Origin of the sequence: Natrinema salifodinae (assembly GCF_900110455.1) — an archaeon.
Taxonomy (GTDB): domain Archaea; phylum Halobacteriota; class Halobacteria; order Halobacteriales; family Natrialbaceae; genus Natrinema; species Natrinema salifodinae.
In genome coordinates, this window is sequence record NZ_FOIS01000002.1 from 437,237 (window position 1) to 453,094 (window position 15,858).

The 15,858-nt window shown below is 65.0% G+C and carries 11 protein-coding genes; 7 read left to right on the plus strand and 4 right to left on the minus strand.

Annotated features, from left to right (window positions below; all coding sequences use genetic code 11):
* Positions 1-173 precede the first annotated feature (173 nt).
* Positions 174-1,487: an aryl-sulfate sulfotransferase gene (locus BMY29_RS07590; protein ID WP_049988583.1), complete on the plus strand. Its 1,314-nt coding sequence runs from the start codon at positions 174-176 to the stop codon at positions 1,485-1,487.
* A gap of 219 nt (positions 1,488-1,706) precedes the next feature.
* Here BMY29_RS07590 and BMY29_RS07595 read toward each other — a convergent pair whose 3' ends face one another.
* Positions 1,707-2,045, minus strand: coding sequence for a hypothetical protein (locus tag BMY29_RS07595; protein WP_049988584.1), 339 nt, complete (start codon positions 2,043-2,045; stop codon positions 1,707-1,709).
* Positions 2,046-2,214: 169 nt separating this feature from the next.
* Positions 2,215-3,573, minus strand: coding sequence for a DolP-mannose mannosyltransferase (locus tag BMY29_RS07600; RefSeq protein WP_049988585.1), 1,359 nt, complete (start codon positions 3,571-3,573; stop codon positions 2,215-2,217).
* 280 nt (positions 3,574-3,853) lie between these two features.
* Here BMY29_RS07600 and BMY29_RS07605 point away from each other — a divergent pair, with 280 nt between their 5' ends.
* The 4 genes from BMY29_RS07605 (at position 3,854) to BMY29_RS07620 (ending at position 10,018) form a co-directional block, all read left to right on the plus strand.
* A complete protein-coding gene (locus tag BMY29_RS07605) occupies positions 3,854-5,539 on the plus strand; it encodes an alkaline phosphatase family protein (protein ID WP_049988586.1) in 1,686 nt (561 codons plus the stop codon).
* Positions 5,540-5,653: 114 nt separating this feature from the next.
* A complete protein-coding gene (locus BMY29_RS07610) occupies positions 5,654-6,346 on the plus strand; it encodes a helix-turn-helix domain-containing protein (protein ID WP_049988587.1) in 693 nt (230 codons plus the stop codon).
* A 202-nt stretch (positions 6,347-6,548) separates the two neighbouring features.
* Complete coding sequence (locus BMY29_RS07615) at positions 6,549-8,201, plus strand: right-handed parallel beta-helix repeat-containing protein (RefSeq protein WP_241471233.1); 1,653 nt, start codon at positions 6,549-6,551, stop codon at positions 8,199-8,201.
* A gap of 179 nt (positions 8,202-8,380) precedes the next feature.
* Positions 8,381-10,018 carry an oligosaccharide flippase family protein gene (locus tag BMY29_RS07620; protein ID WP_049988588.1) on the plus strand — a complete coding sequence of 546 codons (1,638 nt, stop codon included), beginning with the start codon at positions 8,381-8,383 and terminating at the stop codon, positions 10,016-10,018.
* Positions 10,019-10,300: 282 nt separating this feature from the next.
* Here the strand turns inward: BMY29_RS07620 and BMY29_RS07625 are convergent, their stop codons facing one another.
* Positions 10,301-11,563 carry a polysaccharide deacetylase family protein gene (locus BMY29_RS07625; protein ID WP_049988589.1) on the minus strand — a complete coding sequence of 421 codons (1,263 nt, stop codon included), beginning with the start codon at positions 11,561-11,563 and terminating at the stop codon, positions 10,301-10,303.
* Between the two features lie 189 nt (positions 11,564-11,752).
* Between BMY29_RS07625 and BMY29_RS07630 the strand changes: the two genes are divergently transcribed.
* Positions 11,753-12,757 carry a glycosyltransferase family 2 protein gene (locus tag BMY29_RS07630; RefSeq protein ID WP_049988590.1) on the plus strand — a complete coding sequence of 335 codons (1,005 nt, stop codon included), beginning with the start codon at positions 11,753-11,755 and terminating at the stop codon, positions 12,755-12,757.
* Between the two features lie 204 nt (positions 12,758-12,961).
* Positions 12,962-14,182, plus strand: coding sequence for a PKD domain-containing protein (locus tag BMY29_RS07635; RefSeq protein WP_049988591.1), 1,221 nt, complete (start codon positions 12,962-12,964; stop codon positions 14,180-14,182).
* 215 nt (positions 14,183-14,397) lie between these two features.
* Here BMY29_RS07635 and BMY29_RS07640 read toward each other — a convergent pair whose 3' ends face one another.
* A complete protein-coding gene (locus tag BMY29_RS07640) occupies positions 14,398-15,726 on the minus strand; it encodes a polysaccharide deacetylase family protein (protein WP_049988592.1) in 1,329 nt (442 codons plus the stop codon).
* Positions 15,727-15,858 lie beyond the last annotated feature (132 nt).

Here is a 15,858-nt window from a genome sequence, read left to right on the forward strand (position 1 = left end):
GTCCGCAGAACGCTTCCGCTCCTCCCAAATTCTATGGTATACTGAAATGTCAGGGAAGAAGGGGATAGATGACACGATATCGTACGCTTGCGTCGCCAAGATTCATTGAGTTTCGCAGCGTGCATTTCACGAAGATGGTCTGATCGCTGGATGACCCATCAAAACCAGAACGTATGAACCAGCGGACCCGCGTCACTATCGTCGGCGTCGTCATCACCCTCCTGGTCGGATCGCTCGTCGTCCAAGCGGCCGTTATCGATCGCAGTGTGGAGGTCGTAAACGGCGATGGGAGCCACCCCGGCAACACGCTCGTCGGCGTTCATTCGTATAACGACGACGGGCGAGTTGTCGAACTGACGCCCGACGGCGAGGTTGCCTGGGAGTGGTCGGTGCCGAACTCACGCGTATTCGGCGTCGAACAACTCGACGAGGAGACGGTACTGGCGGCCGTCGCCGTCAGGACGCCCGCCGAAGACTGCCCCGAGGAGCACCTCGAGTACGAGGAAACAGACCATCAGTGCGTCCACAATCGCGTCGTCGAGATCGATAAGAACTCGACCGAGGTCGTCTGGGAATACGACTGGTACGACGAGTTCATCGCCAACCACGAAGTCCACGACGTCGAGCGCCTCGAGAACGGTGAGACGGCGATCGCCGACATGGGGAACGATCGCGCGTTCACCATCGACCGCGACGGTGAGACCACCTGGGAATGGCACGCCGAGGATCACCTGACGCCTGGCACGCCGTTTCACGAAGAGTACGGCGGTCCCGAAAAGGAAGGGGAACACGACGACTGGACGCACATGAACGACATCGACCGACTGGAGAACGGGAACTTCCAGATAAGCATCCGCAATTTCGACGTGATCATCGAAGTCGATCCGGAAACCGACGAGATCGTCGACACAGTCGGCGAGCCGGGGAACGATAGCATGATGGACCACCAGCACAATCCACACCGCATCGAAGCCGAGGGGACGATGGTCGTCGCCGACAGCGAGAACAGTCGAATCATCGAACTCGACCTCGAGACCGAAGCGCACATCTGGCGCTACACTGGCCCCTCGAATGATCACCTCCAGTGGCCGCGGGACGCCGACCGACTGCCCAACGGCAACACGCTCATCACCGACTCTCGAAACAACCGCGTGCTCGAGATCGATCCCGACGGGGAAATCGTCTGGCAGTTCGACGATCTCGCCGGCGAGGTTATACCGCTGCCGTACGAAGCGGATCGGATCGGCGCCGATGAACAGTCGGACGTCCCGGCGGGGGACGAACTGACCGAGATCGACTCCGAGCCCGGTCCCGTGGAGTCGACGGTTCGGAAGTGGGAGGCAATGGCCCAGTACGTCTTCCCGACGTGGATGCACCTCCCGCAGATACTGCACGTCGTCGGCATCACCATCGGACTACTGTGGCTCAGTGCGGAGGGGTTCGTCTTCGCCTGGCGACGCAGGTTCCGTGGGCGATTCGTTACGTGACTGGCGGTTCCTGAAAGCCGTCTCATCAGCGGGGCGAACACTACACGTCGGAGTCCCTTGATGGACTGGGAGCCGAAGGTCACGACTGCGAGAAGTCTGCCTGCTACAAGTGCAAAATTGACCGTGTTGAGGCGGTTTTAGACCCATCAAGTATATTTATTCCATCCTCATATAGGATTAATAAACGACACGAGTGATGACGGCCAGCAGCCAGTATGCTCAGACGTCCTGCTGTCCGACCTCCGACAAGCGGGGCTGGTCCGAGGGGGATATTCGAACCCAGACGACGTGCCCGCTGATCGCACTCAACGAGGCAATGACTAGGAGCGAGCAGAAGTACCAGGGTTGGGATTGAACCACCAGCAGCCCTCTCGCGGGGGCGGGCACGATGCCGAGTGCCAGCAGGTAGAACGCCGTGAGGAGAGCGAGCGAAGACCGACGGTAGCCGTGCCAATACAGGATGCCAACGAGAATACCCGAGAGTAATCCGAGTTGGCCGGAATGCAGTTCGGTAACGGTACTGAATATCGACGAGAGGATCGTCTCGACGGTAGCCATTAATACGTCCCCCTACTCGAGAATCGGTATACGACTTGACCTGCAATTGTGCGTTTAATACGGCGACCGATCGCGGCGCGAGGGGAGGTCTGGGACGGACATTGAGCGGCCGCCTTCCGGGAACGGCACGTCCGCCACGAGGGTGATAGGTGCGGCGATCGAACCCGCGTTAGCCGCGATCGATCCGGCTCGGCCACCCGGGACACTCGCGCGCGTCCAACCGGTCGTCGGTCATCGAGATCCACCGCAACTCGTTCCAACTCAGCCGGTAGTGGCAGGTCTCCGGTTTCATCATCCCCCAGTAGATGGTCCGCATCGGCGGCACGTCCGCCTCGTTCCACGTTACCGTTATCGGCGGGACCTCGTCTCGTTCATTCTCCTGTTCCATCTCCGTAAGCGTCGACTTCAGAGAGGGTGAACCGGCGTTCCAGACGAGTCCGAAGAGGACGAGCAGCCCGATGACGGAGAAGATCACCCACCGGGAGCGATTCGATCGGGTCGCGTCGTCACCACCGATGGCCGCCGTCACGGACCACCGTGCGTTTGCGCGCTCGACGGTAAGGGCCACGCCGAGCGCGACGAAGACGAGCCAGAGGAACGCGTCGGTCGAGCCGTCCATGTCGATAAACAGGACTTGGCACCCGAGAATCACCCCTCCCGCCGGCACCCACCGCAGCTCTCGGCGATCGCCGACCGCGACGCGCGCCCACCCGTAGAGCGCAACCGGAAGAAGCACCGACCCGTAGCCGAACACCAACAGGATCGAGTAGACGCGTTCGGCCAGGGTGTACGGCGAGCCGGCGATTAGCGGCGCGAGCACGGTCTGGACGACCATAGGAACGAGCGCATTCGCGGCCGCGAACGCGACGAGGACCGCGCCGGTCACGACGCCGCCGCCCGCAATCGCAGAGAGCGCGGCCCGCCTGCCGGTTCGCTGGTACGCTATCCCGACGACCAACAGCGCGAATGCGACCCCCGACTGCCACGAACCGGCGCTCAGCGCCGCGGCGGCCCCCGCGAGAAAGGGCCGTGGCCGTTCGCGGAGGATCAGGGCGAGCGCAAGAACGCCGAAAAACAGCGCGTAGAACTGCGATCGCACCCCCAGTAACGGGAGAACGAAGAGTTCCGGGACGACCAGCATCGTGAGGCCCGCGGCGACCGCCGCCGTATCGTTCCCCGTCGCGAGGTGGGCCACTCGTCCGACGAGCAAGACGCTCGTAGCGGCGACGACCACCGTGAGCGTCACGCTGAGACCGTGCAGGACGAGCATATTTCCGCCGGCGAGGACCGCAAGTGCGGCCGTGACGCCGTACGGAACGGGCGGATTCACGTCCCAGACGTCGACGTACGGAACGCCGCCGTTGAGGATGTACCAACCGGTGTGCTGGAAGAACGCGGCGTCGGTCGCGATCATCGGCCACTCCGTCAGCAGGTATCCGACGAAGCCGCCGATGTACAGCACGGCGACGACCGGACCGAGGGTTGCGAGCCAACCGGGGCACTGTTCCGTCGGGGAACGGATGGGCATGGTGGTGAACTCACCCGCTATACGGGTACGGACACCGGAGAGCTACCTCATTGTGTCGGTCGGTTCGTCACGGAACCGCAGGTATGCGCCGCTACAGGCGACTCGCTTTCTACCCGATCCGACGAGCCGTATTTCGGCCGAACGAGGGGATTAACAGCTTGATAATGAAGTATCGCGTCTTCCTCTCGGGACGTAGATAGCGTGGTGCAACGAACGACGCCGCTGCCGAACAGCGGCAGCGAGCGACTGGAGATACTTGCTATATACGAGAACGATTAAGATGTCTGGGACGTTTCGCCGTGACGACGGTGCATCGACCGGGGGTAACGTCAACGAATCGGACGGGCTCGATACGTTGCTTATCGGGATCGACGCCGGGTGTATGCCGGTGTTCGAGCGACTGTTCGAAACCGATCGGATTCCGACCATCGAGCGGCTCTGTTCCGAGGGTGTAACCGCGCCGCTCGAATCGCAGATCCCGCCGTGGACGCCGAGCGCCTGGCCGTCGATCTACACCGGCGTCAATCCGGGGAAACACGGCGTGGTCGGGTTCGTCGGATACGACGGCTACGACTGGCACGTGACGAGCAACGACGACGTCCGCGAGCACCCGCTGTGGACGCTGCTGGATCGCAACGACCGGTCGAGCGTGGTCGTCAACGCGCCGGTCACCCATCCGCCGGACGAGTTCGACGGCGCGGTGCTCCCCGGCTTCCTCGGACCCGAGGACCCGGCCTGTCACCCCGAGGGGCTCTTAGCGGAGGTCCGCGAGGCGATCGGCGAGTACCGCGTCTACCCGAATTACACGCGCGACGACGACTCGCTGTCCGAGGACGAGAAGCTCGCGGAGTACGAGAACCTGATCCGGATGCGCGGCGACGCGTTTCGCTACCTCGCCGACCGGTTCGATCCGGACTTCGGCTTCGTCCAGTTCCAGAAGACGGACACGGTCTTCCACGAGTTCGGCGGCAAGGACCGATACATCGACCCCGTCTACGAGGCGACCGACGAACAGATCGCGGCCATTCTCGACGACTGCGATCCGGATCGGGTCTTCATCGTGAGCGATCACGGAATGGGTCCCTACGACGGCTACGAGTTCCGGATCAACGAGTTCCTCCGCGACGAAGGGTACCTCGAGACGACCACCGGCGGGAAGGGGATGCCCTCGTGGACGCCGATGCGCCGGCGCCTGCGCGAGGGCGAGGAGTGCGACACCTGGGAGCCGGGAACCGTCGCCCGCGCGGCGTCGATCGCCGCGCGGTTCGGCGTCACCGCCAGCCGCATCCGGACCGCCCTCGAACGAGTCGGCCTGGCCGACCTGGCGATCGAGTACGCACCTGGCGGGGTCTCCCGGACGGCCAACGAGCAGGTTGACTTCGCCGAATCGAAGGCCTACGTCCGGGCGCGGACCGAACTCGGCGTCCGGATCAACCTCGAGGGACGGGATCCACACGGCGTCGTCCCGCAGGCGGAGTACGAGCAACTCCGCGAGGAACTCATCCGGGCGCTCCAGGGCGTCGAAGCACCCAATGGGGAGCCGTTCTTCGAGACGGTCGCGCCGCGCGAGCAGTACTTCCACGGCGACTACCTCGACGAGACGGTCGATATCGTCACGATCCCCGCCGACTTCGAGCACGCACTTTCCGAACAGGTGGGTCCCGTCGATCGCTTCGGGCCGGCCGAACCCTGGAACCACAAACTCGACGGCGTCTTCGTCGCGGCCGGCGAGGGAATCGACGCCGACGCCGCGGTCGATCGGGCCCACATCTTCGACGTCGCGCCGACGATCATGGCCGCGATAGGCGTTCCCTACAGCGATCGCATGGACGGCAGCGTCGTTCCCGTCGTCGATCAGGTCGACCCGACCACCTATCCGGCTTACGACGAAGACGACGGCGCGACGCGGCCGGCCGCAGACGAGGCCGTCACGGATCGCCTGGCCGATCTCGGCTACATGAATTGACGAGTCGAGCCCGGATGCGACCGCAAGCGACGGTTCACGTGAGTGCAGACGTGCTTAGTCGGCCGATAAGTATGGGCTACCGGGCCCGAAGACAGTGTACGGAACCGATCCTCGATGGGATTCATCGCAGAAGTCCACCTCGGTCACGACGAGCTGCCGTTAGTACCGACGATCGAGCGCTGTCCCGACGTGGCGCTCAGGTACGAGTACGGGGCGACGCCGAGCGAGCGCCGCGTCCGGTTCGTCTCCGCCTTCGGCGGCGAGTACGAAGCGCTCGAGGCAGCGATGCGTTCGGATCCGACCGTCTCGAATCCGACGCGTGTCGCGACGTTCGAGAACCGTGCGATCTACCGCGTCCGCGTCGACACCGATCTCGAGATCGTTCCGGACCGGTGTGCCGACCAGGGGCTGTTCGTCTTCACGGTCACGAGCGGCACCGAGGGATGGGTCACGCGGGTGTATCTCCCAGATCGGGACGCGCTATCCGCGTTCCGAACGGAATGTCGCAACCGCGATATCTCGTTTCGCATCAACCAGCTGTACGATTCTTCGGTATCCGACGACCGAACCTACTTCCTGACCGACCGGCAGCACGAGATTCTCACGACGGCGTACTACGCCGGCTACTTCGAGGTCCCGCGGGGAGCCACGCAGGACGACCTCGCCGGCCGGCTCGACATCTCCGACTCCGCGGTCTCCCAGCGGCTCCGACGCGCCATCGCGGAATTGATCGGTGCCACCCTCGCAAACGGACGCACCCTCGACGAGTACAGCGAGGCGACGCCCCACGACGCACGGTCCGGATAATCGGGCTTCGACGGCCGGTAAACCGGTAACGCGGCCGCCGGAAACCGGACGTTTCCGACCGGGAACGACCGTTGCGATTCGAACAACTGTCCGCCGCTGATGGGGTGTCCGATTCTCGGCGCCCGGATCGCGGACTTAAAAGCTTGCTATCCGAATCCATAGATACTGGACCCCGTCATTACTCAGGAAATAGTGACTTTCAATGTCGGAACGAAGTGGTATGCAGCGCTCGAATCGGAGTGGGTCTCGCCGTTCTCAGTCGACCGCCAGGGGTGACGGTCGACGCTCTCTCGCTGACTCGACGGAACGATCTCGATCGCGACGGACGTTCCTACGAGGGGTGGGAACCGCGTGTCTCGCCGGGATCGGGCTGACGTCGACCGTCAGCGCGTCTTCTTCGGACCCGTACGCACAGTATTACGACGACTACTCCACGGTCATCGACGTCACCGAGGCCGGTGCGGACAATACCGGCACGGAATCGATCACGCCCGTGCTCGAAGACCTCCGCGGCGACGATACCCTGCTCGTGTTCCCGGAGGGGCGTTACTACATGGACGAACAGTTCCGGTACACCGGCTTCGAGAACTTCGGGGTCGTCGGCGAGAACGCGACGCTGGTCCCGGCGAACTTCCACGACTTCGACGGACCGCAGTATCGGCTGTTCCGCCTCGGCGTCCCGTACAGCCCCGGGCGCCGCCTCCGTTTCGAGGGATTCGACGTCGACCAGTCGGCCCCGGACACGGGGATCCGGGCGATCGAAGCCAACGTCTCCGGTCGACTCGAGGTTCGCGACGTGACCGTGCGCGGAGAGCACGACAGCGGTACGTGGGGGCCGGGCCTGTTCAACATCACCGATCCCGACGGGAGCGGGATCGTCGAACGGTTTCGCGCTCCGGACGGCGCTGCGTGGGTCGAGAACACCCCGAACGCGGGCAACCGCTGGCGCGGTCCGATCGGGATCGAAGCGAACCAGAACGCAGGGACCCTCGAGTTCAGACGCTGCTGGCTCGGCGCGTTCCCGAACAACGGCCTCTACGCAGCGGGCGGCGACGGGGCGATCATCGTCCACGGCGGCTGGTTTCGGAACAGCAACGGCGCGAACGTCCGCGTCGGCGGACGGGGCAGTGAGATTCGGTGGCCAACGGTCGAAGTCGACGCGACGCGGCCGGAAGACCGAACGCAGCGCGGTATCCGGATCGAGAGCGGTCGGAACATCGAGATCAGCGGTGCCGCCGTCGAGATCACGTCGCCGATGCCCACCAGTCACGCGATCTCGGTGATGAACACCTGCGAGAGCGCGCGCATCGAGAACACTCGCGTGACCATTCAGGGCTCGGATGTGAACCACGGGATCGTGCTCTCGCCCGAGTGTGGCGAGGCGACGATCGTCGATACGTCGGTTACTCACGAGACCGCGGGCGGCTATCCGCTGTGGATTCGGGAGAGCGATCGAACCGAACAGATTCTCGCGGAGAACGTCACGATCACGGGACGCGCGGGGGACGACGGCGGCTTCCGCGACGGGATCCGCTGCGAGCGGGACAACTGCCGGTTCAACGGCGTCGAAGTCGAGCAGTATGGTCGCGACGGGACGGACCGAAACGCCATCGTCAACACGGGGTCGGACGTGACGATCTACGAAAGTACCTTGCGCGCGAACCAGTATCCGTACGTCGATACCGGGAGCGAGACGCTCGTTCGCGACTCGGACCTCGAATCGTCGAGCGGGCGCGAGGCCGTCTGTCTCTACTCGTCGTCGTCGAACCCGACGTTCAAGAAGAATCGGCTCGCCGACGGCATTCGCGATTTCGGCGCGAGCGGCGTCACGACCTGGGAGAACTCCTACGAGTAACTCGCAGACGGAACTCTCCGAGAACGAATTTTCGCGCGATTCACCGGTCGGCAGCCGTTTAACCCCCGTATAATAACGCCGCGCTGTTGCCACCGTCTTGATACAGTGAGTCAGTCGGATGGTGACCGACCGCCGGCGACGGCTGTCGATCGCCGACTCGAACGTCCCAGGGTGAAACCGTGAACAGGAGCATCGCGAGCGGCGTCGTCTCGGTCGTCAGCGCGAAGGTCATCGTGCTCGTTATCACTGCGCTCTCAACGCCGCTGCTGTATCGGCTGCTGGGCGCATCGGAATTCGGCGAGTACTCGTTTCTGCTGTCGGTCTTCGCCATCTACATGATCTTCGTCAGTTCCGGCATCACCGACGGCGTCCGCAAGTTCCTCGCCGAGGACCGCGCCGCAGCGAACTGGAGCGAACACGTCGTCGGCTTCTACCTCCGCCTGGCGATCCTGCTGGCGGGCCTCGGCGCGGTCCTGTTGGTCCTCGCGACCAGGACTGGGATCGTCGAGTTCGCGTTCGGCTCCGAGTTGCAGCTTTACTTCTACGTTCTCGCCGCGCTCGTGGTGACGGCGCAGTTCCGCGATTACACGCGGAAAACGCTCATGGGGTTTGGCCTCGAGCGGTACTCCGAGCCGCTGAAGATTATCGACAAGCTCGGCTTCGTCGCGGTCGCGGTCCCGCTCGTCTACCTCGGTGCCGGCGTGCTCGGCGCGCTTGCGGGCCACCTGGTCGCGAGCACGCTCGTCGCGGTGATCGGCCTGGTCCTCGTCCATCGGCGGGTGCCCCTGTCGTGTCTCTTCAGTCGGCCGACGGAGCGGTTCCCCCGGAAGCAGATGCTCACGTTCAACTCGATGAGCATCGCGCTGATCTTCCTGCTGATGTCGCTGTATCACATCGACATCGTGATGCTCCGGCGGTTCCGGGAGAGCGCGGCGGTGGGTAACTACAAGGCGGCGCTGACCCTCGCGGAGTTCCTCTGGTTCATTCCGATGGCGATCCAGACGGTGTTCGTCCACTCGACGTCGGAGCTGTGGTCGCAAAACCGCCTGCGCGAGATTTCGAATCTGGCCTCGCGGACGACGCGGTACACGTTCCTGCTGACGGCCGTGATGGCGGTCGGGCTCGCGGCACTTTCCGACGTCGCCGTGCCGCTGTACTTCGGCGAGGAGGCCACGCCGGCGATCACCCCCCTGTTGCTGTTACTCCCCGGCGCGCTCGGCTTCGCGCTCGCGCGGCCGATCCTGGCGATCTCCCAGGGCGAGGGGTCGCTCCAATACCCGGTCGCGGCCACGGGCGTCGCGGCGCTGATCAACGTCATCCTCAACGTCACTCTCATTCCGATGTTCGGGATGAGCGGCGCGGCCGTCGCGACCAGCGTCGGCTACGGCTCGATGTTCGTCTTCCACTGCGTGAGCGCCCGCCGCGTCGGCTTCGATCCGCTCGCGGACGCACGACTCGGTCGCGCACTGCTGACGACCGGCCTGGCGGCGGTTCCCATCGTGGCTCTCGCGCGAGCGATCGCGAGCCCGTTGCTCGCGCTCGCGGTCGTTCCGCCGGTCGGATTCGCGATCTTCATCATGTTCGCGTTGCTCGTCGGCGCGCTGGATCCGGCCGAACCCTTCGAGGTGCTGTCGGCCTTCCCCGACCCGATCGGGTCGAAGGCGGACGCGGCCTACGACCGGCTCGCCGGGAGCGAAAGTGATTGGATGAGCCGGAGCTGGTTACAGAGCCTGCTGTTCGTCGCCGGGCTGTCGCTGCTGCTCTCGGGACTCGCGCTGGGACTCCTCGACCCCGGGTTACAGAACGTCATGCCGTGACGAGGGGCCGAACCAGCGGGAACGAGGTATCACTCGGCCACAGCGCACGACGGCCGTTCTAATAGCGTTCCGTCGCCTACGCGCTGGTTTTCCGTGAACTCGACGGATACGACAGACGGCGGGTGAAGGCGGCCGTGCCACTCCGCGCGAAGACTGCGTGAGGATGAGTCGTGCAACGAACGCAACGAATGCGACGAACGAGCGACGACTGGCGCTCCCGTGTCGCAGGGTCCGTATCGGCGGCGACGCGCTCCGAGTCAGCGGTGTCGGCGTCGGTCTCGCTTACGACTCCAACAGATCCGACGCGCTAACGACCTCGACGTCCTGCCGGTCGACGTAGTCGAGCACGTCCTCGAACGCGCTCTCGCTGATGCTGTTCTCGGTATCGATGTAATCGAACTTCAGGACCGCGAGCTGGCCGTACTCGGCAGCGTAGTCGACGTATGTCTTCGTCTCCGCACCGGCCTCGCCGGAGAAGAACCCGACGTTGTGCGGGTCCGTCAACGGGAGCGCGTTCGGCCCGCCGCCGAACCGGAACGCCTGGTCGTGGTGCTCTTCGACGAGGTCGCGCGCGGCCGGGCTGAGGATGTTCCGCGGCGTGACGAAGTGCCTCGCGCCGTCCTCGAATCCGCGGTTCTCGAGGTACGCCTTCGTCCGCTTGATCATCCCCTCCTGCTCCTCGGGGGAGTACTCGTGGAGGAAGTGGGCGCCGGTCCGCGGTCGGGCGGCCATGTCCCAGCCTGCGTCGCGCAGTTCGGTGAGCCGATCGATCGTAAGCCGGCCGGACTCCCCGACGGCCTCCGGCATGACCGCTTCGACGCCGGTGAATCCGTACGACTCCATGTGTTCGAGGGCGGTCTCGTAGTGGCTCTCGAGCGTCCCGTCGAACAGGAACATGACCTTGCCCGTCCCGGGTCGCTCGACGGCCCGGAGATCGTCGACCATGCAGTCGATCGATCCGGACGGATCGCCGCGGCGGCGGACGGTCAGCCGGAGTTCGCGAACGTCAGAGAGGTCGGGCTGGGTGTCGATCCGGTCGGTACCGAAGTCGACGCGCACCCAGCGGTCGGTCGGCCCGGTGAGGATGCGCTCCGTCGCGTGGACGTTCCGCGAGTTCGGCGCGAACAACTCGAGCGTGAGCCGGACCTGATCCCGTCCGGTGAACTTAGTGGCCAGCGAGAGGTTCTGACCGCTCAGGTCCAGTCCGTCCGGGTACGTTCGGTAGATCGCGGCGTACTCGGCGTCCTCGCCGGCCGTGAGGCGCGCCGACTGCGAGTCCGCGTACGGGTCGTCGGTCGCGGCCTCGAGTTCGCCGGCACCGATCATCGCCGTCCACTCGTCTACGGCCTCGAAGCGCTCGACCGGCGTCCCGGGGAGGCCCAGATCGTCCGCATCGGAACCGGACTCGTCGGTCGAGTCCGACTGGGTCGACGTCGGCTCGCCGGACCCGCGCAAGTCCTGTAACGGCGAAAGACAACCCGCGAGTCCGAGCGTTCCAGTCGCTGCAACTGTCGTGATAAACGATCGGCGGTTTCGATCCGTCATCGAACGCGTCGACGAACCGTTTACTCTTTCTTATACAGCAGTTAGCGCACGCGCGTCGCGCTCGCATCGCCTCGGCCGACCGCCAAAGCCAGCAAGGGCGTCCAGTCGATCCGATCCCTGCGTCGACGGCGCCGCCAGGCGAGTTTAGCCACGCGATAATAAACCGGCGCGGGGGGATAGAGCCGAGAAATGACTCGCGTCAGCGTCATCATTCCGACGTACAACAGGGCGGCGGCGCTCCCGACTGCGATCGACAGCGCGCTCGAGCAGACGATCGACGACCTCGAAGTGGTCGTCGTCGACGACGGATCGACCGACGACACCGACTCGGTGCTCGCCGAGTACGAGGATTCCCGAGTGCGGCCGGTGGTCCACGCGACCAATCAGGGTGCGAACGTCGCCCGAAATACCGGCATCGAACACGCTCGCGGGGAGTACGTCGCCTTCCTCGACTCGGACGACGAGTGGCATCCCGAGAAGCTCGAACAGCAACTCGCGGCCCTCGAGGACCGCTCCGACGACTGGGTCGGCGTCTACTGCGACACGGCCTACGACTTGGACGGGGCGAGCGGCCTGGTCCGGACGACCGCCGCTACCCTACTGGCTCGCGCCGACGACGAACCCGCGCGGGAGGGCGGCGAGGAGCTGATGGGCGAGATTCTCGCCGACAACGTCCAGCCGGGCGCGGGGTCGACGCTGCTCGTCCGAACCGAGGTCGCCAGGGAGGCCGGCGGGTTCGACGAGGAACTCGACCGCTTCCAAGATCCGGAGTTCTGTCTGCGGGTGCTCAAACACGGGAAACTCGCCTACGTCGACGCGGAGCTCGTCTCCCGCGACGACACCGGCCACCCGCCGGCGGACCTGATCGCGACTGCGAGCGAGCAGTATCTGTCGACCTACGAGGACGAGGTCGATCGCTTCGAGGACGAGGGCTACGAGATCCGCGCGAGCCACGCGCTGATCGTCGCGAAGCGGTACTTCGCCGAGGGCCGACACCTGCGGGGCTGCTGGCATCTGCGGACGGCCGCGGCGGCGCTGTCGCCGCGGCACTATCCCGGTCTCTGCTGGGTCGCCGGCGTCGGCGCGCGACGGCGACCGGCACCGAAAGTCGCGACGCTCGCCCTGCTGTTCGTCGCCGTCGCGCTCGGACAGCGGTCCGTCGCACGGCGAGTCCCGACCGATGACGACGGATAGCTTCGTCGGCGCGAACGGCGGACGAGAGCGGCCGGTGAGCGGACGATCCGCCCGGAACTAGTTTGACGGCTAACCGTTTTCGATAGCGAACGGACCGAAGGCGGCGGGAGCGATCGGCTTCGACCGTTGCAGGAGCGAAACGAAATCGTTGCTGGTTGTTAGCTCGACTGTAGTAAAACCGACCGCTTGCCATCCAACGGACGGATGAGACCCGATAGCCTCTCACGCCGATCGTTATTGACAGTTACAGCAGGTTGCGCACTGACCGGTGCCGGCGTCGCCAGCGTGGTCGGCGACACGGCGCAGTCCGAGGAAGATGCGGACGAGAGCGGCGTCACCCGCGAGTCCTTCGTCATTCGCGAGGGTACCGACGAAGAGACGACGGTGTACGTCACGACCGCGGACGCCGACGGCCCGACGGCCGTCGTCGTCGGCGGGATGCACGGCAACGAGATCGCCGGCTACACGGCCGCCGAGCGGATCGCCGACTGGACGATCGACGCCGGGACGCTCGTCGCGATCCCCGAGGCCAACGCCGTCGCGATCGAGCGCGGAACCAGAAACGACGACGAAGGGAACAACCTCAACCGGCAGTTCACCGCCGGGGGGCAACCGGAGACGGAACTCGCCCAGGAGATCTGGGCCGTCATTAGCGACTACGACCCCGACGTGGTCGTCGACCTCCACGAGTCGACCGGCATCTACGCCGGCGACCCCATGGACGGCGTCGGCCAGGCGATCTTCCATTCGGCGGACCAGGCGGCGGTCGACGCCGCGGCGGACGCCGCCGACTACGTCACGCGGAACTATGTGGACGATCCCGACCTCGCCTTCGAGATCGGGCCGTTCTCCGCGCCCGGCACGGACCCGGACGGGCTGCTCGTGCACAAGGCGGCCCGCGAACTCGGCGCCGAGGCCTACCTCGCGGAGACCCTCTCGACCGACATCGAACTCGGGACCCGCGTCCAGTGGCACTCGGCGATCGTCGACCGACTCTTCCAGGACGATCTCCTGCTCAACGAGCCCGCCGAGGGCACCGCGCCCGACGAACCGGCGGACGACGAGTCCGACGAGTCCGAAGCGCCCGCCGAGGACGAGGGTGAGGACGAGGCCGAGTCCGGCGACGGCGGCGAGGAAGCCGACCGTGAACCGCCTGTCGCCGAGATCAGCACCGATCCCGCGAGAGCGGGCGAACGGGTGCTCGAACCGGGCCAGACGGTGACGCTCGACGCGTCGGGCTCGACGGCCCCGGACGGCGAGATCGTCCGCTACGAGTGGCGCGTCGGCGACGGCCCGTTCGACGAGACCGGCGAGACCATCGACGTGACGGTCAGTGCGAAGGGCGACCATCCGGTCGCGCTGCGCGTCGTCGACGACGCCGACCGGACCGATACCATCACGCTCACGCTCTCGGCTGACTGCTAACTCCGCAGCCGCAATTCGGCATCGGGTCCCCGCTGTCCACGGCGACTGCGATCTCGTCGCAGTACTGCCTCCTCCTTCGCAATGATCGACGGAGCGGCCGCTCCGAACTCCGGATCGGCGTCGTCATCGTTCGAGTCGAGAAATAGCGTCGCTTCGTCCTGCCCCGTGGGGATCGCGACGGTGCTACCGGTGAATCGGTCGTCGACCGGGTGTCGTTACTCGCCGCCCGCCCGCAGTTTCCAGAGGTCGTCGAAGGTGATGACCTCGACGTCGGCGTCGTTGATGTGTTCGAGCAGCGTCTCGTAGTCGCCCTCGGGCATCGTGTTCTCCATGCCGAACTCGTGGAAGTTGAGGATCGTACACTGGTTGTGCTGGGCGGCGAGATCGACGCTCCGTTTCGCGATTTCGAGGTCGTGGCCGATCGTCCGCGGCAACACCAGCGGGTCAAACCCGTAGACGCTCGTCAGGTTGACGTTACCGGACTGGTTGAACCCGCCGCAGTAGTGGTAGTCGGTCGCGAACTCGAGGCTCGTCTTGTCGAAGCTGTTGTGCGGGAAGACGATGTAGTTCGCCCCTTCGAAGTCGTTCTGAACGAACCACTGCTTGTCCTGTCTGAGACGGGTCTCGATCGACTGCTCGTCGTCGAGTTCGTGGATGGGGTTGTGCGTTCCGTGGACGACGATCTGATCACCCTCGGCCTGGCGCTCCTGAAGTTCGGAGAGGGACATAACGCCGTCGCGGGCCTGTTCGACCCACTGCGGCACCGGTGCCTGGACCGCCGGGAACCCGTACTCGTCGTGCATTGGCGCGGCCGTCTCGTAGAAGTCGCGCATCCCGTCGTCCCAGCTCAGCATGACGTAGCCCTTATCGGGCGTCTCGTGCGTGCGCAGGTCGTCGATCCAGACCTCCGCCTCCTGCGTGGAGTGAAGCACCTGAATCTCGATCCGATCGAGGAGGTCGAGCGAGGGCTCGTACTCGCTCTGCTGGAAGACGCCGGGGCTCGCTCGGAACCACCCGATATCGGGCGTGCGGTACCGGATGTTACGCAGCGAGTACACCTTCTCGCTGCCGAACTGATCGACTAGCCGCAGGTTGACCGCGATGTTCGGCGTCGTCGTCCGCACCGCAAACGACAGATCCGTCTCCGTCAGGTCTTCGTCCCCGACGGACCGCTCCGCGATGATGTTCTGGCTCCCATTGGACTGGAGTTTGAAGCTCTGATCCCCGTCGAAGACGATATCCGTGTCAGCTTCACCCGAGCCGCCCGAGACGGACCAGGCGTCGATATCGCTGAAGTCGTCGAAAGACTCGCCGGGGTCGCGAAACTCTTCGCGGCTGTCGAAGTCGGTCTCGAGCGACGGCACGCCGTCGGCGAGTCCCGGCACGGACGAGTCGTCCGAACTGTCCGAGAGTTCGTCCGAGACGCCGTCGCCGATCTCGTCGCCTGCAGACTTGAGCCGATCGGTACAGCCAGCCATTCCGGCGAGGCCGGTCGCACCCGCCAGCGTGAGGAACCGTCGTCGCGTCGAGCGTTTCCGTGACATGTGCGACCCGACGGTACAAACAGTGTTCCCATTATTATAGATCCGATAGTCGGGGGCCGGGGGCGCGAGGTACGGCGCAGTAACGGCCGCGTCGACGCTTAACGATGACATAGTAATGGAGATCACAGTCGA